Annotated in this window: 22 protein-coding genes; 8 read left to right on the forward strand and 14 right to left on the reverse strand. The window is 52.4% G+C overall.

Going from position 1 to position 23,333, the window contains the following annotated elements; translation table 11 throughout:
* Positions 1–44: 44 nt before the first annotated feature.
* The gene (locus tag QZJ86_RS14075) at positions 45–1,292 is read left to right on the forward strand and encodes a hypothetical protein (protein WP_301671055.1); all 1,248 of its coding nucleotides are present in this window, start codon (positions 45–47) and stop codon (positions 1,290–1,292) included.
* 73 nt (positions 1,293–1,365) lie between these two features.
* Here QZJ86_RS14075 and QZJ86_RS14080 read toward each other — a convergent pair whose 3' ends face one another.
* From QZJ86_RS14080 to QZJ86_RS14090, 3 genes are all read right to left on the reverse strand, one after another.
* The gene (locus tag QZJ86_RS14080; protein ID WP_301671056.1) at positions 1,366–1,557 is read right to left on the reverse strand and encodes a YbdD/YjiX family protein; all 192 of its coding nucleotides are present in this window, start codon (positions 1,555–1,557) and stop codon (positions 1,366–1,368) included.
* A gap of 7 nt (positions 1,558–1,564) precedes the next feature.
* Positions 1,565–1,930, reverse strand: coding sequence for a PilZ domain-containing protein (locus tag QZJ86_RS14085; RefSeq protein ID WP_301671057.1), 366 nt, complete (start codon positions 1,928–1,930; stop codon positions 1,565–1,567).
* A 76-nt stretch (positions 1,931–2,006) separates the two neighbouring features.
* On the reverse strand, positions 2,007–4,286 hold the full coding sequence (locus QZJ86_RS14090) for a DNA internalization-related competence protein ComEC/Rec2 (protein WP_301671058.1): 2,280 nt from the start codon (positions 4,284–4,286) through the stop codon (positions 2,007–2,009).
* Positions 4,287–4,536: 250 nt separating this feature from the next.
* On the opposite strand from QZJ86_RS14090, the gene QZJ86_RS14095 reads away from it, so the two are divergent.
* The gene (locus QZJ86_RS14095) at positions 4,537–5,850 is read left to right on the forward strand and encodes a PepSY-associated TM helix domain-containing protein (protein WP_301671059.1); all 1,314 of its coding nucleotides are present in this window, start codon (positions 4,537–4,539) and stop codon (positions 5,848–5,850) included.
* A gap of 98 nt (positions 5,851–5,948) precedes the next feature.
* Positions 5,949–6,728, forward strand: coding sequence for an MlaA family lipoprotein (locus QZJ86_RS14100; RefSeq protein WP_301671060.1), 780 nt, complete (start codon positions 5,949–5,951; stop codon positions 6,726–6,728).
* Positions 6,729–6,817: 89 nt separating this feature from the next.
* Here the strand turns inward: QZJ86_RS14100 and QZJ86_RS14105 are convergent, their stop codons facing one another.
* The 11 genes from QZJ86_RS14105 to argH are packed head-to-tail and all read right to left on the reverse strand — an operon-like array spanning position 6,818 to position 17,680.
* Positions 6,818–7,882, reverse strand: a complete 1,065-nt coding sequence (locus QZJ86_RS14105) for a hypothetical protein (RefSeq protein WP_301671061.1) — start codon at positions 7,880–7,882, stop codon at positions 6,818–6,820.
* Between the two features lie 56 nt (positions 7,883–7,938).
* Positions 7,939–10,737, reverse strand: a complete 2,799-nt coding sequence (locus QZJ86_RS14110; protein WP_301671062.1) for a class I adenylate cyclase — start codon at positions 10,735–10,737, stop codon at positions 7,939–7,941.
* A 44-nt stretch (positions 10,738–10,781) separates the two neighbouring features.
* On the reverse strand, positions 10,782–11,381 hold the full coding sequence (locus tag QZJ86_RS14115) for a histidine phosphatase family protein (RefSeq protein ID WP_301671063.1): 600 nt from the start codon (positions 11,379–11,381) through the stop codon (positions 10,782–10,784).
* Between the two features lie 28 nt (positions 11,382–11,409).
* Complete coding sequence (locus QZJ86_RS14120) at positions 11,410–12,156, reverse strand: phosphate/phosphite/phosphonate ABC transporter substrate-binding protein (RefSeq protein ID WP_301671064.1); 747 nt, start codon at positions 12,154–12,156, stop codon at positions 11,410–11,412.
* A gap of 14 nt (positions 12,157–12,170) precedes the next feature.
* The gene (locus QZJ86_RS14125) at positions 12,171–12,647 is read right to left on the reverse strand and encodes a PAS domain-containing protein (RefSeq protein WP_301671065.1); all 477 of its coding nucleotides are present in this window, start codon (positions 12,645–12,647) and stop codon (positions 12,171–12,173) included.
* A 27-nt stretch (positions 12,648–12,674) separates the two neighbouring features.
* Complete coding sequence (locus tag QZJ86_RS14130; RefSeq protein ID WP_301671066.1) at positions 12,675–13,037, reverse strand: roadblock/LC7 domain-containing protein; 363 nt, start codon at positions 13,035–13,037, stop codon at positions 12,675–12,677.
* 51 nt (positions 13,038–13,088) lie between these two features.
* Complete coding sequence (locus QZJ86_RS14135) at positions 13,089–13,733, reverse strand: hypothetical protein (protein ID WP_301671067.1); 645 nt, start codon at positions 13,731–13,733, stop codon at positions 13,089–13,091.
* Positions 13,734–13,738: 5 nt separating this feature from the next.
* Positions 13,739–14,275: a GTP-binding protein gene (locus QZJ86_RS14140; protein ID WP_301671068.1), complete on the reverse strand. Its 537-nt coding sequence runs from the start codon at positions 14,273–14,275 to the stop codon at positions 13,739–13,741.
* A 19-nt stretch (positions 14,276–14,294) separates the two neighbouring features.
* Positions 14,295–15,527: a hypothetical protein gene (locus QZJ86_RS14145; protein ID WP_301671069.1), complete on the reverse strand. Its 1,233-nt coding sequence runs from the start codon at positions 15,525–15,527 to the stop codon at positions 14,295–14,297.
* Complete coding sequence (locus QZJ86_RS14150) at positions 15,524–16,228, reverse strand: type IV pilus assembly protein FimV (RefSeq protein ID WP_301671070.1); 705 nt, start codon at positions 16,226–16,228, stop codon at positions 15,524–15,526. Before QZJ86_RS14150 ends, QZJ86_RS14145 begins: the two co-directional genes overlap by 4 nt.
* Before the next feature lie 60 nt (positions 16,229–16,288).
* Positions 16,289–17,680, reverse strand: a complete 1,392-nt coding sequence (gene argH / locus QZJ86_RS14155; protein WP_301671071.1) for an argininosuccinate lyase — start codon at positions 17,678–17,680, stop codon at positions 16,289–16,291.
* Between the two features lie 265 nt (positions 17,681–17,945).
* Here argH and dusA point away from each other — a divergent pair, with 265 nt between their 5' ends.
* From dusA to purT, 5 genes are read left to right on the forward strand one after another with little or no spacing between them, the layout of a single operon-like run.
* Positions 17,946–18,935, forward strand: coding sequence for a tRNA dihydrouridine(20/20a) synthase DusA (dusA, locus tag QZJ86_RS14160; RefSeq protein WP_301671072.1), 990 nt, complete (start codon positions 17,946–17,948; stop codon positions 18,933–18,935).
* 39 nt (positions 18,936–18,974) lie between these two features.
* Complete coding sequence (folE, locus tag QZJ86_RS14165) at positions 18,975–19,520, forward strand: GTP cyclohydrolase I FolE (protein ID WP_301671073.1); 546 nt, start codon at positions 18,975–18,977, stop codon at positions 19,518–19,520.
* A 2-nt stretch (positions 19,521–19,522) separates the two neighbouring features.
* A complete protein-coding gene (gene hemH / locus QZJ86_RS14170; protein WP_301671074.1) occupies positions 19,523–20,500 on the forward strand; it encodes a ferrochelatase in 978 nt (325 codons plus the stop codon).
* Positions 20,501–20,532: 32 nt separating this feature from the next.
* Positions 20,533–22,125 carry a MutS-related protein gene (locus QZJ86_RS14175; protein WP_301671075.1) on the forward strand — a complete coding sequence of 531 codons (1,593 nt, stop codon included), beginning with the start codon at positions 20,533–20,535 and terminating at the stop codon, positions 22,123–22,125.
* Positions 22,122–23,318, forward strand: coding sequence for a formate-dependent phosphoribosylglycinamide formyltransferase (gene purT, locus QZJ86_RS14180; protein WP_301671076.1), 1,197 nt, complete (start codon positions 22,122–22,124; stop codon positions 23,316–23,318). Before QZJ86_RS14175 ends, purT begins: the two co-directional genes overlap by 4 nt.
* The last annotated feature ends 15 nt before the right edge of the window (positions 23,319–23,333 follow it).

The following is a 23,333-nucleotide window of genomic DNA, read 5'->3' on the forward strand; positions in this document are numbered from 1 at the left end:
GCTTCTTGATCGACATCAAACTCCAGCAATCCAATAGACACCTCATGAAAAAAATCGACATCAAGCTGCTGCTCTTAATGGTCAGCGTGCTGTTAAGCGGCTGCGCCAGCATCGGCAAGGGCATTACCGAAGCCATTCTGGAAAAACAGGAAGAAGAAGACACTCGCATCTGCGAGATTAAGGGCGAAAAATTCAACGGGATTAAGCCGCAGTTGCAGGTACCCAACCGCAAGATGAAACTGTTGATGGTACACGGGGTCGGCAATCACCCGCCCGGCTATTCCACCCAATTCATGGAAAAACTGGCCAAGGAATTGGAGCTGAATGTCACCGCCAAAAACGACAAAAATATCGCGCTGGCCGATCCGAAAGACCCGGCCAAGCCTATGGGCAATCTGCGGATCCATCGCTATCTGGACCAGAATAAAGACCAGGAAATGCTGTTTTACGAATTTACTTGGTCGGAAATTACCGCCAAGGACAAGGAAGTGTTGTCTTACGATAATTCCGGCGAACAGTCGTTTCGACGCGCCGAGGTCAACGATCTGCTGAAGAAGTTTTCCAACGATACCGGCCCGGACCCGATTATTTATCTGGGCGAAAAACGCGAGGACATTTTGGTGGCGTTCGCCCAATCGTTTTGCTGGATGATTAGCGGCGGCTGGGATAGTCTGCCGGACGATGTCCATCAAGTGTGCTCATCAAAAAACGTCACGCCGTTTTACAACGACAGCTATGCCTTCGTCTCGCACAGCCTGGGCAGCCGTATCACCATCGACGGATTGCAACATATCGCCTCGATACTAGGTAATGGCGAAACCGCCACCTATTACACGGCATTAAACAATGTGTTGAAAAACAAGGAAGTACCAATCTACATGATGTCCAACCAATTGCCGATGCTGCAATTGGGGCGGGCCTTGCCGGAAATCAGCAATCAGGATAACGCCTATTGCCGCGCCAATGGCGAGAAGTACACCGAACGTTTTCTGTCCAAAACATCCATCATCGCTTTCAGCGATCCGAACGATTTATTGAGTTATGCGATCCCTGACGACTTTGTCAATAAATACCTAGACTCACGACTCTGCTTCAATGTCACCAATATCAACATCAATGTCGCTAGAGTCTACGACGCGTTCGGTTTGGGCAAGCTAGCCAACCCGATGGATGCCCATATCGGCTACGATACCGACGACCGCGTCATCGCGCTGATCGCCAAAGGCATCGCCAACGAGCGCACTGCACCGATCGTCAAGGAGCGTTGCAATTGGATCGAGACGATCGATTAAGGGCAGGTATTTTCTAGCAATGATCCTCAGAACCGTTCCCGGCTTCGGGAACGGCTAACCGATTAGACTTCAATCAGCAGCAGCGCTTGACTCCACTCCATTTACGCCGGGTCTCGGCGGCGAAAAACGCCTTGCGACTGAGCGGGGCTTGCGCTTCCTCGAGATGGTGGCTCCGCCAATGTGCCAGGTAACGTTCGTAGGCTGCATCACCGTTAAGATTACGCCAGCATTGCATCAACCAGCCATAAGCCAAACGCTTGCTCATCGCAAGCCTAGCCTTCGCCATTATGTGGCGCCAGCTTGACACACTCGAACATCAACTCGTCGAACTCGTCCTCGCTGTGTTTATCCAGATTGTATTGTAGGCCGCACTCGCGCTTCTCGTGGATATGCTTGATCATGCCGTGTATCGATACCGGCACTCTCGACTCCGGCAACACGATCGAAATTCGCAGTTCTGCATCTTCCACAGCCTGCCCCAGAGGTTCCTTCAAACGAATCTTGATGCCGCTGTAACTCATGTCGACCACTTGGCCGTCGATGATGATTTCGCCGCCCGGCGGTGGCGGATCGATAATGATATGCGCCGCCAATCCTTCCGGGTTAAAGCGAATTCGGGTGCGATTTTCGTTATCCACTGCAATGCTCCATATTGGGTTGCCGAGAGTATAGGCAGAAACGGTACGGCGGCAAAATTTATCTGCGGACAGTGCTCTAGTGCTGCGGTGCCGGTGTCATCCAATAACGTCGGCGCCGCTCGCGTTCCGACTGCACCTTTATCGGCTCATCGGCGCTGGAAAGGCTAACAGCGCCTTGGTTTGCGCTACTTAACCAAGGTATCCCCAGCTGTTTATAACGCTCGACAACCTGCCGATGCGGAAAACCGAAACGGTTCAGATAGCCGGCCGGAATTAATATCAGCTCGGGATCGACTCGTTCCAGAAAAGCCAAGCTGGAGGAGGTTTTGCTGCCATGATGCGGCGCCAACAACACGCTGCTGGCTAATTTTTCAGCGTATTGATGCACTAGCCAGCTTTCCGCCGCTTGCTCGATATCGCCCGTCAACAGAAAGCTATGCCGCCCCGCCTCAACCCGCAACACACACGAATTATCGTTTTCCCCGGCGAATTCCGCTTCCGGCGGCGACAGCACTGTAAAGTCCACGCCATCCCAGCGCCAGGCTTGTCCAGCCCGGCAATACTCGCCGTGTGGGCGTTCGGCCCATGCAGCGACGCTGCTCATCGTTCGCTCAACCGGCAACTCTTTCAATAAGGTTTCCGCGCCGCCCGCATGGTCGTTATCGCCATGACTAATCACCAAAGCATCGATTCGCGCGATGCCTTGCTCGCTCAGGAACGGCAACAACACCGAATCGCCCATATCGGAAAATTCCGAATAACGGGCGCCGGTATCAAACACCAGAGTATGTTCGGCGGTTTGGACGACCGTCGCCAAGCCCTGCCCGACATCCAGCATGCTCAACCAGGCTTCGCCGGGTTTGGGTTTATCCCCCGCGACCACTAGCAGCGGCAGAAACAGCAAGGGGCTTAAATGACGGCAGGGGAAACCGCGCGGCGCCAGCCACAGCAAAATGCCGACACCCGCCAATGCCATGCCGTACCAAGGCGGCGGCAGACAAGACACGCTGGCCAAAGGCAAGTCCGCCATCACCGAAAGCAGCCACCACAAGCCTTGCAGCATATAATCCAGCACAGTCAACATCAACGACGCCAGCCACGGCCAGACAAACAGCAAAACCACCGCCAACAAGGCCGCCGGCACGATCAATATCCCGATCACCGGCACGGCCAGCCAGTTGGCGACCGGCGATATCAACGACACTTGCTGAAAAAACACGATTAATAACGGCGACAAGCCGACTGCTGTCGCCCATTGAGCCAGCGCGGCTTCGCGCCAATGCGACCGCCTTGCCAGCCTGCCCGCCGAGATATAAATCAACAAGGCCACCGCCGCGAACGATAACCAGAAACCCACCGACAACACCGCCAAGGGATCGAACAGCAGCACAGCCACTAAGGCCAGCAACAATATCTGCATCGGCGCGGTATTACGTTGCCAGGCGATGGCCGCCAAGGCCACGCCGAGCATGATCACCGCCCGTAAGGTCGGCACCGAATAACCGGCCAAACCGGCATAAAACAATGCCGCCAGCCAGGCAGACAAAGCCGCTGCCCGTTGCGGCGCTACGCCGAGTATACCCGTCCAAGCCCAAAGCCGGCGGACCCAAAGATAAACCAGGCCGGCAATCAAGCTGATATGCGAGCCGGAAATCACAATCAAATGCACGACACCGGTGGTTCTGAACACCTGCCATTGCTGCTGGGTGATGGTGTTCTGACTGCCTATCGTCAAGGCTTTGATCACCCCAAGTTGCTCGCCGCCCGGCAAAGCCGCATCCAGCCGGTCGGCAATCGCTTGTCGGAAAATAGCAAAATATTGGGCGATGCCAGGTGAAATATCGATGCGGCGCGGCACCGGTTTAGCCCGTAGATAACCGGTCGCACCAATCCGATTGGCAAACAGCCAGGCCTCATAATCGAAACCGCCGGGATTGAGCCGGCCATGCGGTTTTCGCAGTTTTACGTTCAATTCCCAGGCTTGCCCGGCAGCCAAACTCAGATCCGGGTAATACCAACTCAAACGAATCTTGTCCGGAAAATCGCTAGCCGGTTCTGTCACCACAAAATCGAAACTCAGCCTTTGCGCCTGGGCTTGCGGCAAACTGGAAATGTAACCCCGCACCGCCACTTCAGCATTTTGATAGGCATCCGGTAATTGCTGGTCCATGCGCCAGCTACCGTATAGACTCGCCCACAATATTCCGCCCGACAACGCAAAAATCCGCCAATAACGCCGATAAGCCGACAGCAGACAAGCGCAAGTCAGCGCCGCCAATTCAAACATGTCGGGTAATCGGCTAAATTGTTGAACGGCGACAATGCCCAACAGGAACGACAAGCTGATCAAGCTCACCCAATCACCGTTTATACATAGTCTTTCCTTCGTGAAACAAGCCTTTACTCCCTACCAAATAATATCAGCGGCTAATCTTGATCAACGCAGTCTAGCGGATTTTTTAGGGTTGTCGTGGTGGGCCAATGGGCTGGCTACTGGTGATGACCGATTTAATCCTGCAAAATAGCACCCATCAGGCAGCAAACCATGCTCGCCGTGCCGCTTGTTAAACCACTTCAATCATAAAACCAACCGATTCCAACCAGAAATGTCAGAAACTCAGCATCCCTTGATCGTCCGTCCGCGCTTCATCGTCAACGGCCGAAAATGGTGGCGGCTATGCCATATTTACCTGGCACTGAGCCTGGGTTTGCTGTTTGCGCTGATCGGCCTGACCGGCAGTTTAAGTATTTACCGGGAAGAGTTGGATAGTCTGTTCAATCCCCAACTAAGCATAGCCACGCCGTCAGGCCCAGCCTTGTCGCTGGATAAGATTATCGCCTCGGTACGCACCGCTCACCCCAATCGGCATGGCGCCTGGACCTTGGAGATGCCGCGCTCGCCGGACGGCATGATTACCGCCTGGTTTGAAACACCCAAGGAAAGCGTCGACGCGTTTTACGCGCCGCTGATGGTGTCGGTCAATCCTTATACCGGCGAAGTAGCGGCCAGCCGGTTTTGGGGGCAAACGCTGACGACTTGGCTGCTGGATCTACATACTCAGTTGCAGTTGGACGGCTTCGGCCGCAACGCACTGGCTGCACTCGGCTGCTTGTTGATGCTGTCGGTGCTGAGCGGCTTGTACTTATGGTGGCCGGGCTGGCGGCAACTGCGTAGCGCTTTTACGGTGCGTCACGATGCCGGCTTGATGCGCTTAGTATTCGATCTGCATAGACTGCTGGGATTAGGCAGTTCGGCGATTTTATTGCTGCTAGCTTTTACCGGCTTTCATTTGGCCTACCCTAGCCTGCTGGAAAGTTTGACCGCCGCTGCCGGCATGGGTCACGGCGATGCCGGCCCCAATGTCCGCAGCACCGCGATACCCAACGACCGACCGGTCAGCCTTAGCGAAGCCATACTGGTCGCGCGCGGACCGTTCCCCAGTTCGGAAGTGCGGCGTATTACCACGCCGGTCGGCGAATTGGGTACCTATCGGATCAATCTGCGCCAACCCCACGAGATCAATCAACACCATCCGTTTACCACGGTCTGGGTGGACCGCTGGAGCGGCCAGATTCGCGACGTGCAAAACCCCAGCAAATTTTCGGCTGGCCAGACCTTCACCACTTGGCTCTGGCCGCTGCATACCGGCGAAGCCTTCGGCAAAGGCGGCCGCTTGCTGTGGTTCTTCATAGGCCTTACGCCTGCGCTGCTATTCCTGAGCGGCCTGCTGCACTGGCTATACCGGCATGATTTGGTCGCCGATCGGCAAATCGACTGGCAGCGCTTGGCGGCGTCGGCCCGGACCGATTCCGTCAAGCTGACCAGCCGCTTTGTGCGGCATGCTTCGCAAGTTTTAAAACCTTTGCTGAGCAAAGCGCTGCTAGTATGTCGCGCTTGGCTGGCCCGGCTCCAAGCTTAAGAGCACTTGACCGGATCGATCGTAACTGTTCAGGGGTTTATGTGTTATGTTTCAACGTAAGCGCGGCCAAAGATAATTCCAGACCCAAGGTAACACTCATGCAAATCGGAAAAACCAATACGATGCTCAATATTTTCGGCGCAGCGGTTTTACTGGGCGGTTGTGCGACGACACCAGTCGCCGATTCCCAGGATCCCTGGGAAGGCTGGAATAGAAAAGTACAGACCTTTAATGATCGGTTCGACGATTATCTGATGAAACCGGTGGCCCGGGGTTACCGTTGGATAACGCCTAGCTTTGTCGACACCGGCGTCAGCAATTTTTTCGGCAATATCGGCGAGGTGCGCGTGCTGATTAATAATGCCTTACAGGGCAAGCTATTAATGGCCGGCATGGACGGCGCCCGTTTTTTGGTCAATACCACGGCCGGACTGGGCGGTTTATTCGATGTCGCCAGCGAAATCGACTTACCCCGGCACAAGGAGGATTTCGATCAAACCTTGGGCTATTGGGGCGTTGAGCCTGGCCCTTACCTAGTACTGCCCTTTCTGGGGCCGAGTTCCCCGCGCGGCTTGTTCGGCTTGTTGGGCGACACCGCGATGAACCCCATCAGCTACACCGGCCTTTATTTTACGTCAGCCTGGACATCGCGAGCGGTATCGGGCGGTTTGGGCGCGCTGAATGCGGCTGATTTACGTGCCGATAATTTAGAAAACGAGAAAATCGCCAGCGAAGCGGCCTTGGATCGGTATGCGTTTTTCCGTGCCGCCTATATTTCGCAACGCCATTATCTGGTTCACGACGGCAACGTGCCGCCCGAAGAGGAATTTAATCTGGATGATTTGGACGAAACCCTGTCGCCCGTCACCCCTTATTGATCGGCACTCGGCTGCGCGACTTGGCCAAGTCGCGCAGCCTCTGAGAACCAGATTATAGGGTGTCGAACGATGCCTCTTTAATCATGCAATCAAACCGCAAAATTAAGCTGCTGCACACTTCCGGCGGTGCCTTGCTCCGTTAAATAAATGCCGCTGCTGGCGACCTCGCCCAGCGTCCGGTTAGCCGCGTCTTTGATTTGAAACGGCGTGGTGAGGTGGCCCAAATAAATCGCGCCGACGTTTTTATCGCCCAAGGCCAACAGTTGTTGCGAGCCGTCGTCGTAGCGCTGCCAGATTCTTAGCTGCGCATAGATCGCATCCGCTGCGTCGATGAACTGGTTTTTATCGTCGTCGTAAGCCGCTAGTTCGACAAAACCGTTGCCGGTTTTAGGTCCGAACAGTTCGGAACCGTCGTTGATTTGCCCGTCCTGATTTTTGTCCAGCGCTAACATACCACTACCGGCCTTCAAGCCGGCGATTTGATCCAGACTGCCGTTGGCGTCGATATCGAATTGAAAGCGCGTGCTGCTAAGTTCGGCGGCAGTGCCTTCAAAATTGATCACCAAAGGATCGGTTTTCGCCGCATCGCCGGCGCGGATGCTCAAATTCGACTCGGTATAGAATGAGCGGCTCATCGACAAGGACACCGAAAAACTGAAACTTTGCCCGTCTTTGGTGGCGATACTGCCTTCCGCGCTGAAGCTGGTGGTCTCGCTCTCGAAGTAAGAAGACGATTGCTGATAAACCAAACCGTAACCTTCGCGTGCCGGCGCGGACGGCGTGGCGGCCGGCGGTTGTTGCGGCGCTTGTATGCTGAGTTGATCGGCTTCGCCCGCGAAGTCTTTGGGCGACAATAATTTGAAGTCGTGACCGGTGATTTCTTTAACCAGGCGCCTGATGATTTGCAGGGTCAGATTATCCATGGAATCCAGCGGTTGATCGGTATCGACAGACTGTGTTTCGGTCGATGCCGTTTTTGCAGCATCGCTCAGTTTAACCGTATCTTTCAGTCGCCCGTAGTCTCGAGCGTGTTCGGCTCTGTCGGGCTTTTTCTCGGAGTTATCGGTCCAAAACCGCAAGGATTCGCTACGCTTGGCCAGCTGTTGCAGCTGATGCTGGCCTTGAAATTTGATGGCGGAGTTCTCGATAATCATGGCAGCCCCCTCGGCATACTTGTTTCCAGCAAGGTAGCGGCCAACCGACAGGAAAGTTAAATATTTAATTTATCTTCTATTTTTTGTTTATAGTTCAGGAAATGCACGGTCTGCAACAGCTCGACATGCTCCACGCCCAGCACTCGGCAAGGTACGTCTATTTCAGTGATATGAAAGGGATAGTCGTCGTGACTTTTCCGGAAGCCCAGTATATGCGCTCTGATTTGTTTAAAACTATCGGCATTAGCGACGGAAAATTTCCGTTCGTTGCAATAAATAGCCAGGCTACCGGCCTCCTCGCTGGCAATCCTGACTCTCAGATCCATCACACTGGCGCTAAGCCTTACTTGCACAGCCTGACAGGACAATACACCCGCAGAGTTTCTCTGGATTTCGTAACATTTAACCGTTGACCCTTCCGCCAATTGGGCTTGTGCCAATAAGGTAGCCAAAAAGACGGAATAATGCGTCAATACATGTTCCGGATTGGCATTGTTGTGCTGACGCACAAACAGCGCGCCTTTTTCGTCGATGACATAAACCCCAATGTATTTGCTAGTCGCATGGTAGAACAGCTGAATCACATCGGCGGCATTATGGCTGTACAGAAACGGTATAAACGTTTGATCTAGCACATAAGCATCAAAAAACACCGGGGAAAACTGTTCAGACGGCTTGGCCAATTCCTGTAACAGCTGATTATGCGTATCCAGCCGATAATAGCTCAAGCTGTCGCTTTTGATCTGAAACACGCAATAACCGGCTTCGGCGGCGATAATATAGCGTTGTAAGCCGTTAGATTCCGCAGCAAAACACTTCAACAAATTGCCGAACAAAGCTTCTATGCGGAAAGTGATGCTTCTGCCGCGCACCGGGGTGTAACACAATACTTGCAGCTTGTCGGCCGTGATGGGAGTAACGCTATTATTGAAAATATCGATGAGGCAATTGAAAACGCCATCCAACCCGACATAGCGTTGTAAAGTTGCTTCCCCCCAGTTGGACACCGACAATTTTTGGATACTCTGCACAAAACACTGCCGACTGTCGCCGTAACTGAGCGGATCGGAGCGATCGCTCATCACCAATTGCTGACTATTAGCATCAATGGCCAGGCTTTCGCCAAGATTGATCAGTACCAGCGACGATGCTATCCGATTGGGCGTACCGTATACCTCCAGATCGTTTTCCCTACCGCCCATATAACGGCTTAATAACGCATTCAGCTCGCTAAATAGCTGATATAAATCGTTATTGGCTATTTTAAGACTTTGTGTCACCAACTGCAGATTAAGCGATTTTTTATATAAACCGTTCACCACCGCCCAGCACAAAACTTCCAGCAAACTCTCGCCTTGCTTGATAATTGTTTCCGGGAAAGCTTGCTGCGAGGTGATTCTATCGATGTATAAACACCAGTTTGTCGGCGTATCGTCGGCAGTGACCTCCACGATGACCAAAAGATCGGGCTTGGCCTGAACGGTGGCTCGGGTGGTCAATACTTCGATCTTGCCAGGGCGCTGATCCAGTGCGGCCCGTAATTTACGGGTGATCAATGTCAAGTCCTTGTTTCCCAGCTGAGCCTGATCCAACGGCAAACCGGCGAATTTCAAAATCATCCGTAGACATTGCTGCAATTGATCGCGAATCACGACATGTTCGACACTCGCCTTTTTAATATCCCAAAATTTTTGACTGGCCAAATTGTCCAGCAGATCATCCGGCCATTGCCATTGGGTCGCTACACTGTACAAATAATCTTCACGCCGCAGGCGTATCCGGTTTTCCGTCGCATTTTCGGAAGCCGCCATGATTTTTATGTAAAAACATTCCCGGATCAGATTGAGCCGCTGCCGGGAATGCGCTTGGCGAAGATATTCGTCGACTTTACGATAGATCAGCAAGTAAGGGTCCATACTATCGACGCTGAAATCGCCCTGATAAATAGCTTGTTTCAAAGAGACGCATAGCCATTGCGGGTCGGGAAATTCGCTGGCATAACTTTCCATGAGCAGCAGTTTTAACAACGATTTATGTGGCGACGTCAGGGATTTATATATTTGCCAAAGCGTGGCGCTGACAAATTCGGCCAGCGGCATATCTTGCAGCCCGCCGAAATCGATGACATCCGCTTCCGAAACAAACCGATTTTCCAGCAAATGCGCGACATACTGTTTGTAGTTTTTTTCCTGCTGCGGAGGCACTAGCCACCAAACCGGCACCCTCCCGGCGATATAAATCGAGGTTCGGTAAAACTCTTCCAATAACAAATAATGCTGGGTCTCGCCGCTACTTTCCTTGGAAATGGGTGTATTTTCGCCGCGTAAAAACTGTTCGGCATCGATCAGAAAAAAATGCACCTCAATTTTTAACGATGCCGCCCATTTTTCCACTTCCTGAGCTTTTTGGCGCAATTCATTCAGTTCATCGTCCGCCAGGCTTGGCGAGTGACAAAGCCAGATATCAATATCGCTGTCTTTTGAAAAAGCCATACTACCGGCGCTACCCATGAGAAAGATAGCCTGGATAGGATAATGCCTAAGCGCCTTGCGTTTATAAGCAAAGCCCTTGGAAAACTGTTTGGCGACGTCGGTCGTCTGCTTATTGGGCGTGTAATCGGGAATACCGGCCGGACCTTCCAGCGATACGAAACCGGGTAATAAGGGATGATTCTGATGAAATAACAAAGGCAACAGCTTCAAGAAATCTTGCTGGCGGGGTTGCAGGAAACCCTGTACCTGCTGCAAACGCAGCTGATTGAAATTCTTGAAACGCTGAGCCACTGCGTGTAGATCTTTTTTGCTGATCTCTTCGCCTGGCGCGCCTAGATGGATAGGTAAGAATCGGTTAGTCAAAATCGCCGCGCCAAAATCAAGTGTGTGGCCAGTATAGAAGAAAATCAGCCCGGCTTGTGGAAGTTAAGCTGCACAAAACGACCGTTGCCATCGTCGAAGCAGGTAAAACGCGTCAAGCAGCCGTGGGGAACTTCGATCCGAAAGCTATGCGTGGCCGGCATATCGAATACATGCGCAAATAATGCCCGAATCACCCCGGCATGCGTCACCACCAGCAATTTTTGCCCAGCACGATCAGCCAACAGACCTTCCCAGCCATTACGCACTCTTTCGGCAAAGTTTGGGTAAGTTTCGGCATTGGGTGGCGGATATTTGACCGGATCGAGATAAAAAGCCTGTAATGCGTCCGGCGAATGCAGGCCGATTTGTTCGGCTGTCTGGCCTTCCCAATCGCCAAAATCGATTTCCATCCACGCCGGTTCGACCAGCAACTCCAATTGCTGCTGTTCGCACCAGGCTGAGGCAAACGAACGGCAACGCCGTAACGGCGAACAAATCACCGCATCCCACTGCCCTTCCCCGCATTGGCTATACATCTGTCGCCAACCGCGCTCGGTCAACGGATCATCGGTGATACCTCGGTAATACTGTCCGCCTCGGGCTTCGCCATGGCGGAGAAAATCAACTGTGATCGGCTCGATCATAACAATTAATTTCGACCCAAAGGGAAACTCAAGTATTCAGGGTATCCATCAAATCGATCATGAATTCCATTTCTTCATCCTCGATGCGTTGCCATGCGTTAAAGCCCAGGCTGGCCAAAACACCGCTGCCTTTTTCGTCTTTATCCATCTCGACCAGTATTTTCTGAATATCATCGCGCCGGCTTTGCAGTCTGGGGCCTATCATCAAGGAATGATAAATCACGCTGATTTGGCTACGCACCAATATCCGCAACTGCTTTTTAATCACACTGGACAGATTATCGTACGCCTCTGCCAAAATGATGCCGACATCCGCCTCGCCTTTTAACAGGTGTTTGGCAACCAGTACGTGATTATCCGACAGCAGCGGCACGATATTCTCGGCCCCCAAATCGGCCGGTTCCAACATAATCATACCCATCAAACGCACATCGGGATCGTCTGTGAATGCCACCCGGGTGTTCGGCATCAACTCGGCCACATCGTGGACATGGCTGTCGGCGTTGACGGCGATAATCGCTTCGTCCGATTCGCCATTGGCACGGACTAGCGGCAAAAACCCCTTTTCTCTCACCAACATCGCCGCATCGAAGGGATTGGCGTAGACCAGATCGATCTTATCGGATGCTATCGCCTGATGCAGGTCATGATAGTGGTTATACATCTCCAGATGTATCGCTTCGCCGGTTTGTTTTTGCAACCAGGTATTGAAGATATACCAACCCGACAGGCGATCTGGGGCGAAATCCGGACTCACTGTAAACATGAAAGACATGACGATTCCTCTAATCAAAAAAGTGTCGGATACAGCTTGATGCATTCATCAACTTTACTGCGTGAAGGTTTTCTACGCACCGAGGTATAACCCACCACCTTGCCGCCACGCACATTGGGAATCACCGTGGCTTTTACCCAATAAAAACCGCCGTCCTTACGCAAGTTTTTGACAAAACCCTGCCATTTTTCGCCTCTGGCCACCGTATCCCATAAGTCTTTGAAGGCAACGGCCGGCATGTCCGGATGCCTAAGAATATAGTGCGGCGCGCCGAGCAATTCGGCTTCGCTGTAACCCGACATTTCCACAAACGAACGATTTACGTGAGTGATGACGCCATCCGGGCTAGTGGTGGACACAATCAATTTGCCGTCCGGATAAGGCGTTTCGATCTCGGTATACAGCACTTTTCGGGATTTGCCGTCGTAATAGGTAAGAGTCGTATCCTGGTACTCGCCAACGATGTCTTCCGGTTTCATATCAACGATCATGATTTACTCCAGATTGCCGTTCGAGGATTACAACATTTCGGAAATGCTTTCCGCGGCACGCTTGACGTCCAGAAAGATCAACCCCAGTTTGGCATTAGGCTTCGCCAGTACCGTCAATACCGCTTCATTGCCGGCATAGGTCATCAGCACATAGCCTCTAGCGCCTTTGATCAACACCTGCTCCAAACTGCCACGATTCAACTCCTGCGCTGTCCTATCGCCCAAGGACAGCATCGCGGCACTCATCGCGCCAACCCGGTCTTCGTCCATTCCAGCCGGCAATACCGAAGCCATCATCAAGCCATCGGTGGAAATCACGCCCGATGCTTCAATATCCGCCGAGGTTCCGTTCAGTTCGGTCAAAACCGAAGTCAGCATATCCGCTTTCATAATTCAATTCCTCTCCAATGTGTGATGTTGCAAAGCGCTCAGTTTGAAACGTCAATCGCTCTTCTTTAAATAACGCGTAATCAAAGCCCAGGCCAAAGTCACGAACTCGGCATGGTTAAAATGCGGAATCCCCGTTATCGCCAGTACGAAACGGTGGCTACCTATGAACATGGGCCAAAAACCAATTTGACTGTTGCCGAAAGGATCGACGATAGCCCAGGCATGACTGGATATACCCATATTGTTAATCAACAATCCGGAACGACGCTTATGCACCGTCGCCAATTCGGCGCTAAGGGCGGACAACTCCTCGGCCACTTCATGAGGAAAGCCGCTGCAAGCCAAATAAAATCCCTGATCGTCGGCCAGCAATACCTTGCCGCTTTCCGATATTTTCCCCAACAAGTCCGGCAAAATATCCTCCAGCGCCCCTTGTGGCGACTGCATGACAGCATCGACGCCCTGCACCCAACCCAGCTTTTGGCAATACAACAATAATTGCAAGGCCTTCTCTTCGTCGTCGGTTTCCATTAGCTTTAGCAATTGCTGAACATTTAAAGCCGGTGTCTGTTCCTGCTGCAGCAAGCGGATTAAAAATCGCCGCGTCTTGTCGGCCTCCGGAGAGGAAACCGCGTAATAAGCACCTGCGGGTGTCGGGTACAAATACAAGCCATCGATCAGTTTGAATTTATCCATCGCAATTACCCTGCCAAGCCCGGATCCAGCGAATACAATAAGGCCTGCACCAGCAACGAAACGTCGTTCTTTTCCCTGGCATCCACCGCGAAAACCGGCGGTTTCAGACCAAATCCCTGTAAGTGGAGATGGTAATCTTCTATGTTGGGTTTGTTACTCAGATCCATTTGCGTCACCCCGATTGCCACGGTGGTATCGCCGATAAACTTACCGAATGCATCCAGGAAAAACTTCATATCCTGGAATGGATCAGCACGGGTGTTATCCAGTAATAAAATCAGGCCGATGCCGCCCACGGTTAAAATGTCCCACATGAAATCGAAGCGTTCTTGGCCGGGCGTTCCATATAAGTGAATTTTTTCGCCGCCGGCCAAATTCATCACCCCGTAGTCCATCGCAACAGTGGTTGACGATTTACGATTTTTGGTCATATCGCTAGCCGCGGCGTCTGTTTTAATCGGCGGTACGTCGCTGATGGCATTAATCGCCGTTGTCTTGCCGGCACCCACCGGACCAGTGAAAATAATTTTGTATTGGCTCATCGAGATTCCTTATCGGTTGTTAAGCGCCACGCAATTTGCTAAGAATTTTGCTTAATAAACCTTCGTTTTTGGGTTTCTTGGTCGGCTCCGCCGTGATTACCATATCGGCCTGGCGCTCGCTCTGCCGCAATATGCCTATGGCGTGGCAAGCACTAATAAATGCAAAGACATACTGAGGGCTTATCTGTAACAAACTAGCCACTTCCAAGGGTGTTCTAGGCGCTTCCACAAGCAATGCGGCAATCCGCAGAGCATCGGGCGTAATCACCAGCCGGGTAAAATTAGGCCATCTTGCCAAGAATACCGGCCGCTGAATATCCAAACCAATCGGAAAACGGCCTTTGGAAGTCCAAATGGCCAATTTCCAGATAAAGGCATGCATGTCCTGAAACTTGTCCAACGCCCGATTGGTCGTCTTTGTCAAGTCTACGGCGGTTAAGGTCATCTGGCTGATAGAGCTCTTGCCTAATGGCATACCGGCGAAGGCTCTAGTCTGTTTATCGTCGGCATCCAGCCAGATTTCCTGACTCTCCGGAAAAATAATCAACGGCTTCCAGATTGAATTGAGTTGCAACACTCGAGATTGTAGCTCGGCAGTCTTATAAGCCGATTGCACGTAACCCAGGAAAAACTGTCTTGAGTCGTAACAGGCGGTCAACACTTGGGTTTCATCGTCAAAATCGACGTCGCTCAAGGTCCCCAAAAATGCGGTAAAGCCCCCTTCATTGAGCTGCATGGCCGATTGATGCTTGGCGGTTTTTTGGTGCTCTTCGGTGACAATCGGCTTAACGTCGGCGGACTTGTTGACATACACATCGATAGCCACTTGCTTTGGCGGTTCAACTTTGGACGGTTCCAAGGCCACTGCGGGAGAAGCGATCGCGGTTTTAGCAGGTTTCGGCGCCTCGGCAACCGGTTTACGTGCCGTGCCGATGGTTTTGATTTTGTCCAGTACCGCCAGAATTTGCTCGACATTGACAGGCTTTTTGATAAAAAAAGTATTATCGATTTGCAGAGTTTGCAAAGACAACAAAATCACCGGCCTATCCGGTGCTGCGGCTTTTCTGGTGTGCAGAATTTCCTTGGCCTTAACATGATCGGCATCGATCATATCGATATCCGCGTCGGCTTCGCCAACCACGACAGCCGCGCCACGACAAGGACCTTTCAGATACATCTCCATGGTTTTGCAGGTTCGGCTATCCATGCCGTACAAGGCGATTCGAAACGCTTTCTTAGACGTTTTATTCATAATGAATGACCTTCAAAAAAATTCGCCGTCACCAGCCATTCTTTTACCAGCGACACGCCTGATTCACTAAATGTTCGCCGGAAGGTTTGAAAGCGCTCGCGGTTGCCGGTTGATTTGTATAGCTCCAATAAAGCTTGTTGCAAATCCTGCCGATCCGGATGCAAGCCAATACCAGTTTCTAACGCCTCCATGGCCTGTTCGAGCTGGCTGTATTCGATAAAGTCGTTAGCCAACACCAAAAAATCATGTTGTGTTTCGGCTTGTTGCTGATAATCAACCAGTTCGCATCGCCCTATTTGGCCCGTGCTAAACAATGAGTAAGCATTGCCGAGCCTATCGTGACCAGCAGCCTGCGTTAAACTCTGCAACTGCCGACTATCCAATTGCGAGCGGCTAGCTTCGATCATCCTGCGACTAAGGGTTCGCCCCTTGCCCTGCAGCACGATGACAAAATCCAACAAGGCAGCGTAAAGTTGGGCGGACAAACGCTGTTGATAACAAAAATAAATACGACGCAGATGTGCCAGCAAATCCTTCGGATTTCTGCGAACTTTGAAGACCAAGGCGTTTAGGGCTTGGTCTTCATCGCTATGATAATAGCTGAATACGGCTAATTCTTGGTCATCCCATAGACTAAGTTCCTGCTGCTGAAATTCATCGCTATGTTGACCAACCACCAGCTTGGAAAAAAATTGGGACATACCACCCTCCGAATCAATCAATGCCGGTAGGGTAGCAGTTATATGGTTATTTTCCAGAATTTAGAAGGGTATTTGCTGCCTTGCGTCACAAATTGCCTGACGAACCGTGTCTGGTGCCGTGCCGCCGATATGATTTCGCGCCGCTACCGAACCTTCGAGTTTCAGAATGTCGAAAACATCGCTACTAATCGTTTCAGAAAAGCCCTGCAACTCGTCCAACGTCAATTCGGACAAATCGCGCTCGGTTTGTAGACCCAAACGCACAGCCTGCCCCACGACTTCGTGCGCATCGCGGAACGGCATGCCTTTACGTACCAGATAGTCGGCCAGATCGGTGGCGGTGGCAAAGCCGCGTTTGGCGGCGTTGTACATATTCTCGCGTTTAGCCTGAATGCGCGGCATCATGTCGGCAAAAGCCCGTAGCGAGTTGATCAAGGTGTCGGCGGTGTCGAACAAGGGTTCCTTGTCTTCCTGGTTGTCCTTGTTATAAGCCAGGGGCTGGCTTTTCATCAGCATCAACAAAGACACCAAATGCCCGGCCACCCGGCCGGATTTGCCGCGCACCAGTTCCGGCACATCAGGGTTTTTCTTCTGCGGCATGATGGACGAACCGGTGCAAAACGCATCGGGAATGTCGATGAAGTTGAATTGGGCGCTGGCCCACAACACCAGTTCTTCGGAGAAGCGCGACAAATGCAACATAATCAAACTGCCGGCCGCGGCAAATTCGATCGCAAAATCGCGGTCGCTGACCGAATCCAAGGAGTTGTTCGACGGCCGGGAAAATCCCAGCAATTCGGCAGTCATGAAGCGGTCGATAGGATAACTGGTGCCGGCCAGCGCCGCCGCGCCCAAGGGCATCACATTGAGGCGTTTGCTGCAATCTTGCAAACGCTCCTTATCCCGGCACAGCATCTCGAACCAAGCCATCAGATGGTGACCGAAAGTCACCGGCTGCGCCACTTGCAGATGCGTAAAGCCAGGCATGATAGTGTCGGCTTCGCGCTCGGCCAAGTCCAGCAAGGCGACTTGCAAACGCTGCAATTGCAGCAAAATCATCTCGATTTCGCTGCGCAAATATAAGCGAATATCGGTCGCCACCTGATCGTTGCGCGAGCGGCCGGTATGCAGTTTCTTGCCGGCGATGCCGATCAGATCGGTCAAGCGCGCTTCGATGTTCATGTGCACATCTTCCTGCTTGATCGACCAGATAAATTCGCCGCGTTCGATCTCACCGCCGATTTGCGCTAAACCACTGCGGATGTCGGCCAGCTCCTGTTCCGTTAAAATACCGATCTTGCACAGCATCGCCGCATGCGCCAGCGAACCTTCAATATCTTGTCGGGCCATGCGCTGGTCAAAGCTGACGGACGCGGTAAACTCTTCGACGAAAGCATCGGTCGCTTCGGCAAAACGGGCGCTAGAAAGTTTTTCGGTATTAACGGTGGTCATAGGCTATCAATCGGTTAAGGCAAAAATAAACGCCGATTATACCTTTGCTGCCGTCATTCACCTTGGGAATTGCACGCAATGCGTCAAGCCGCCATATTTGCTGGCTCCGCGAACGTAACGGATTCCGCGCCTACCAAGCCCACCCAGTCTTGCTTTTTCCTAGCCCTATAAGCAATTTGCTCAAAAACAAATTTTTGAGCAAATGCCCGGCAGCGAATAGACTAAAAAACTGAAAATATGTCAAAAAATCGACCAGAACTTAAAAATGACCGAAACCCATAACACCAATCAATTCAGTGCACATCGCTTCTCGGTTGCACCGATGCTGGATTGGACAGACACCCACTGTCGGTATTTCCACCGCCTGTTGAGTCGACACACCCTGCTTTACACGGAAATGGTCACCACCGGCGCCATTATCCATGGCAATCGCCAGCGGCATTTGCAGTTTAACGCCGAGGAACATCCGCTCGCCTTGCAATTGGGCGGTAGTAGCCCGGCCGATCTGGCTGAGTGCGCCAAGATCGCTCAAGACTACGGTTACGATGAGATCAATTTGAATGTCGGCTGCCCCAGCGATCGGGTGCAGAACGGTCGTTTCGGGGCCTGCCTGATGGCTGAACCCGAATTGGTGGCCGAATGCGTGTCGGCAATGCGGCAAGCCGTATCGATACCGGTGACGATAAAATCGCGGATTGGCATCGACCAGCGCGATTCCTACGAAGAACTGACGCAGTTTATCGGCACGGTCGCCGCGGCCGGTTGCGAGACTTTTATCGTGCATGCCCGCAAGGCCTGGTTGTCCGGCTTATCCCCCAAGCAAAACCGCGATGTTCCACCGCTACGCTACGAGATGGTGTTTCAACTAAAACGGGATTTCCCGCAGTTGCAGATTGCCATCAACGGCGGCATCGAAACACTGGATGCCTCGCTGGATTTGCTGAAGCAAGTCGATGGCGTGATGCTGGGCCGCGAAATTTATCACAATCCTTATCTTCTGGCAGACGTGGATCGGCGCATCTTTCTCGACGACCGGCCGCTTAGATCACGCCAGGAAATCGTACTGGCCATGTTGCCGTATATCGAACTGCAATTACAACAGGGTGTACGACTGCATTGTATTGCCCGCCATTTGCTAGGCCTATTTCATGGCGTCGACGGCGCGCGAGCCTGGCGCCGGCATCTTAGCGAAAACGCCACCCGACATGCCGCCAACAGCCAAGTGATTTTTGACGCCTTAGAATTTACCAGTTGATACTGTATACTCACGACATTTTTTTACCCGGGGGCGGCAATGGAAGAATATTATTCCAAAATCATTCAGGCGATAGGCGAAGACGTGAATAGAGAAGGTTTGCGCGATACGCCAAAGCGCGCCGCTAAAGCCTTCAGGTTTCTGAATAACGGCTACGAAAAAACCCTGGACGAAGTATTGAACGGCGCGATTTTTCAGGCCGATACCGAAGACATGGTGATCGTTAAGGACATCGAATTATATTCGCTGTGCGAACATCATCTGTTGCCTTTCATCGGTAAATGCCACATCGGTTATCTGCCGCAAGGTAAAGTATTGGGCCTATCCAAGCTGGCGCGTATCGTCGATATGTACGGCCGTCGGTTGCAGATTCAAGAACAGTTAACCCGGCAAATTGCCACGGCGGTGGAAACCGCGATCAATGCTCGCGGCGTGGCGGTGGTGATAGAAGCTAAACATTTGTGCATGATGATGCGCGGCGTGGAAAAACAAAATTCGGTGATGACCACCTCGGTGATGCTGGGTGTCTTTAGGGAAGAGATCAGCACCCGCTCCGAGTTCCTGAACTTAATCAACCGCAAATAAGCATGACCGAAACCGGCGTTAAAAAGACCGGGGTGTTGCTGGTCAACCTAGGCTCGCCGGCCTCCCCCAAAACCGGCGATGTGCGCCGCTTTTTACGCGAGTTTCTCGGCGATCGGCGCGTCGTCAATCTGCCCCGCCCGCTGTGGTGGCTGATTCTGCATCTGTTCGTGCTGCCGTTCCGGCCCAAAAAATCGGCACATGCTTACCAGTCGATCTGGACCGCACAAGGTTCTCCGCTGGTAGTGTTTACCCAGCAACTGACCGACAAATTAAACACACTTTACGGCAACCAACAGTTGCTGATCGACTGCGCGATGCGCTACGGTAAGCCGGCATTGCGGGACAAACTGCAAGACTTTAAGAAACACGGCGTGGACGAAATCGTCATCCTGCCCTTGTATCCGCAATATTCCTCCACCACCACGGCCTCGATTTTCGATGTGGTGGCCGAGACTTTCTTAGGCTGGCGGCACATGCCCGGCCTGCATTTCATCAGCGACTTTCACCAGCATCCCAGCTATATCGAAGCAATGGCCGCATCGATTCGCCAGCACTGGCAAACACATGGCCAGGCGGAATTGTTATTGATGTCGTTTCACGGTTTGCCGGCTAAACTAACCGAATGGGGCGACCCGTATTTCCATCAATGCCAAACCACCGGCCGCCTGATCGCCGAACAGTTGGGACTAAACGACCAACAATGGCGATTGGTGTTTCAATCGCGCTTCGGCAAAGCCGAATGGCTAAAGCCTTATTGCGTGGAAGTACTGCGGGATTTGCCAAAACAAGGCATCAAAAATGTTGACGTGGTTTGTCCGGGATTCTCGGTAGACTGCCTGGAAACACTGGAAGAGATTGCCATAGCCAACCAGGAAATTTTTCTGGAAGCCGGTGGAGACACCTACCGATATATCGCTTGTTTAAACGACAGCGATGCACATGTCGAGGTGATGTACGATTTAATTGAAACCGCGCACTAAATAAAGCGCGGCTTATAAAAACCGGGGGCAATATGCAACAAAACATCCTACAAAGCTGGAACGATGAATGGCCGACGGTGCGCTCGAGCAAACCCCTGCCGACCGGAGAAGGCGTTGTCGATCAAGGCGCGTTTAACACCATCGAAGTGGACGAGCTATTCGATTACGTGAATTACGCCAGCACCACGGCCGGCAAAACCGTGCTGTACCGCTCGCTGAGCCAACCCTTGGACGATTTGGACGCGATAGCCGCCAAGCAGGAAGCGGTTCGCGAGATACGCGATAATCCGGATGTGCGCGCCAACGTCGAAAATATCGTCGCCAATGCCGCTTCTTCGGAAAACAGACTCTACTTATTATTGTTTGGCGAATTTCTGGGCGGCTTCGGCACCGCTCGCGAAGACCATCAAATCGAAGGCTACGGCTACAAACAATATAAGCGTGGCGTACGCTTTGTATTGAATCTAGTCGGCGCGATTTACAACTCCGGCAAACCGCGAAGCCCTTACCTGCAAAGCGTATTTGACAAAATCGGCAATTTCTCTCACAGCAACGAATATTCGCTGATGGTCGGCCCGGTCTATAACAGCGAAAAAGGTCTGCAAAGCAAGGAAGAACGCAAAAACGCCTTCTCGCCGGCGACGATCTTTCATCCGACCTTGTTCAAACCGATGCTGATCGGTTTGTTGATCGCCGCGATTTGGGGACTGATGAAAATTTTCCCGACCGATCTATTCCAGGTCACGCGCGACGGCTTGTCGGTGGCGTCGGTGTTTTTTCTGCCCTTGGCGCTGGCCTATATTCCGGTGATCGGCGGTTACGACCGCGATAACTGCATCATGCCGTTACGCACTATCTATAAAAACTCGCAGGCGCTCGGCGACATGCTGGATGGCCTCGGCCAACTCGACGAGTTGCTGGCTTTTATCAAATACGCCGAGGATTACGGTAGCGAGATGGTGCTGCCGGAAATGAACGCTAGCGAACGTCACAACATCAAGCTGGTTGCCGCGAAAAACCCGGTGCTGGGCCAGAAAAACCCGGCCTATGTCGGCAACGACTTTAACATGAACGACGAGCGTCTGGTCTGCGTCACCGGCCCGAACAGCGGTGGTAAAACGGCGTTTTGCAAAACCGTCACACAGATTCAATTGCTAGCGCAGATTGGTTGTTTCGTGCCGGCGCAAGCCGCTAGCTTGAGCGTCGCCGACCGGATTTTCTATCAGTGCCCGGAGATCAGCCACCTCGACGATGGCGAAGGCCGCTTTGGTACCGAATTGAAACGCACCCGCGATATTTTCCTGGCCAGCACTGCTAAAAGCCTGGTGGTGCTTGACGAAATGGCGGAAGGCACTACCTTTGAAGAAAAGATGCAGTCTTCCATCGATGTATTGGACGGGTTTTACCGCAAGGGCAACAGCACCATTTTGATTACCCACAACCATCAACTAGTCGATGTGTTCGTCAAGAGAAAGATCGCGGTGCCTAAACAAGTGGAATTTGCCGACGACCTGCCGACATTTAAATTGATAGACGGCATTTCCAGGGTCAGCCACGCCGATCGCGTTGCTAAGAAAATCGGCTTTTCTAAACAAGATATCGACAACTATTTAGCAAAATCATGAAAATAGGTACGCCTGACAGCACCAGCGCCACTAAAGCTTTGTTACTGGGAAGCGGCGAATTGGGAAAAGAAATCGCCATCTCCTTGCAACGCTACGGCGTGGAAGTGATTGCCGTCGATCGCTATGCCGGCGCGCCGGCCATGCAAGTGGCGCATCGCAATCATGTGATCGACATGACCGATGCCGTCGCGGTAAAGACGCTGATCGCCGCCGAACGGCCTAATTACATCATTCCTGAAATCGAGGCGATCGCCACCGATGCGCTGGCGGAGATAGAAGCGCAAGGCCAAACCACTATCGTCCCCAACGCCAGGGCAATTCAATTGACGATGAACCGTGAAGGCATCCGCCAGTTGGCCGCCGAACAATTGGGCTTGCCAACCTCAAAATACGCTTTCGCCGAAACCTATGATCAATTGAAAACCGCCGTCGACAACGGTATCGGCTACCCGTGCTTTATTAAACCGACCATGTCTTCGTCCGGCAAGGGCCAGTCCATGGTGAGAAGCGCCGATCAACTGCAAGCGGCCTGGGATTACGCCAAGGCTGGCGGCCGCGCCGACACTGGTAAAGTGATTGTCGAAGCGAAAGTAGATTTTGATTTTGAAATCACCTTGCTGACGGTACGGGCCATGGATACTGAAGGCCAAGTACAAACCTATTTCTGCGCCCCCATCGGCCACCGCCAGGAAAACGGCGATTACCGGGAGAGCTGGCAACCCCAAGCCATGAGCGCCAAGGCTATCGAACTATCGCAACAGATCGCCGGCAAAGTCACCACAGCCCTGGGCGGACAAGGTTTATTCGGCGTGGAATTATTCATCAGTGGCGATCAAGTCTGGTTTAGCGAAGTCAGCCCTCGGCCGCACGACACCGGCATGGTAACGATGGCCAGCCAACGGCAAAGCGAGTTTGATTTGCATGCCAGGGCCATTCTTGGCTTACCGGTCAACACCGTCTTGGATAAAACTGCCGCCAGCGCGGTGATTTTGGGTGGCATCGACGCCAAAGCCGTCACCTACCATGGCCTGGATAAAGCCCTGGCCGTCCCGGACAGCGAGATTCGCCTGTTCGGCAAACCGGAAGCCTTTGTCTCGCGGCGGATGGGCGTGGCGCTAGCAACGGCCGATAACGTGAACGATGCTCGCGCTAAAGCCGTTCAGGCCGCCGGCCTGATTAGCGTCAGCCAATAAGTTGCATCCATTAAT

The organism is Methylomonas montana, from assembly GCF_030490285.1.
Lineage (GTDB): Bacteria > Pseudomonadota > Gammaproteobacteria > Methylococcales > Methylomonadaceae > Methylomonas > Methylomonas montana.

What these genes read in the sequence shown, in the direction of transcription:
- QZJ86_RS14075 (WP_301671055.1), top strand. Translation starts at nt 45, where the DNA reads ATGAAAAAAATCGACATCAAGCTGCTGCTCTTAATGGTCAGCGTGCTG.
- QZJ86_RS14080 (WP_301671056.1), bottom strand. Translation starts at nt 1,557, where the DNA reads ATGAGCAAGCGTTTGGCTTATGGCTGGTTGATGCAATGCTGGCGTAAT.
- QZJ86_RS14095 (WP_301671059.1), top strand. Translation starts at nt 4,537, where the DNA reads ATGTCAGAAACTCAGCATCCCTTGATCGTCCGTCCGCGCTTCATCGTC.
- QZJ86_RS14100 (WP_301671060.1), top strand. Translation starts at nt 5,949, where the DNA reads ATGCAAATCGGAAAAACCAATACGATGCTCAATATTTTCGGCGCAGCG.
- QZJ86_RS14105 (WP_301671061.1), bottom strand. Translation starts at nt 7,882, where the DNA reads ATGATTATCGAGAACTCCGCCATCAAATTTCAAGGCCAGCATCAGCTG.
- QZJ86_RS14115 (WP_301671063.1), bottom strand. Translation starts at nt 11,381, where the DNA reads ATGATCGAGCCGATCACAGTTGATTTTCTCCGCCATGGCGAAGCCCGA.
- QZJ86_RS14120 (WP_301671064.1), bottom strand. Translation starts at nt 12,156, where the DNA reads ATGTCTTTCATGTTTACAGTGAGTCCGGATTTCGCCCCAGATCGCCTG.
- QZJ86_RS14125 (WP_301671065.1), bottom strand. Translation starts at nt 12,647, where the DNA reads ATGATCGTTGATATGAAACCGGAAGACATCGTTGGCGAGTACCAGGAT.
- QZJ86_RS14130 (WP_301671066.1), bottom strand. Translation starts at nt 13,037, where the DNA reads ATGAAAGCGGATATGCTGACTTCGGTTTTGACCGAACTGAACGGAACC.
- QZJ86_RS14135 (WP_301671067.1), bottom strand. Translation starts at nt 13,733, where the DNA reads ATGGATAAATTCAAACTGATCGATGGCTTGTATTTGTACCCGACACCC.
- QZJ86_RS14140 (WP_301671068.1), bottom strand. Translation starts at nt 14,275, where the DNA reads ATGAGCCAATACAAAATTATTTTCACTGGTCCGGTGGGTGCCGGCAAG.
- QZJ86_RS14145 (WP_301671069.1), bottom strand. Translation starts at nt 15,527, where the DNA reads ATGAATAAAACGTCTAAGAAAGCGTTTCGAATCGCCTTGTACGGCATG.
- QZJ86_RS14150 (WP_301671070.1), bottom strand. Translation starts at nt 16,228, where the DNA reads ATGTCCCAATTTTTTTCCAAGCTGGTGGTTGGTCAACATAGCGATGAA.
- argH (WP_301671071.1), bottom strand. Translation starts at nt 17,680, where the DNA reads ATGACCACCGTTAATACCGAAAAACTTTCTAGCGCCCGTTTTGCCGAA.
- dusA (WP_301671072.1), top strand. Translation starts at nt 17,946, where the DNA reads ATGACCGAAACCCATAACACCAATCAATTCAGTGCACATCGCTTCTCG.
- folE (WP_301671073.1), top strand. Translation starts at nt 18,975, where the DNA reads ATGGAAGAATATTATTCCAAAATCATTCAGGCGATAGGCGAAGACGTG.
- hemH (WP_301671074.1), top strand. Translation starts at nt 19,523, where the DNA reads ATGACCGAAACCGGCGTTAAAAAGACCGGGGTGTTGCTGGTCAACCTA.
- QZJ86_RS14175 (WP_301671075.1), top strand. Translation starts at nt 20,533, where the DNA reads ATGCAACAAAACATCCTACAAAGCTGGAACGATGAATGGCCGACGGTG.
- purT (WP_301671076.1), top strand. Translation starts at nt 22,122, where the DNA reads ATGAAAATAGGTACGCCTGACAGCACCAGCGCCACTAAAGCTTTGTTA.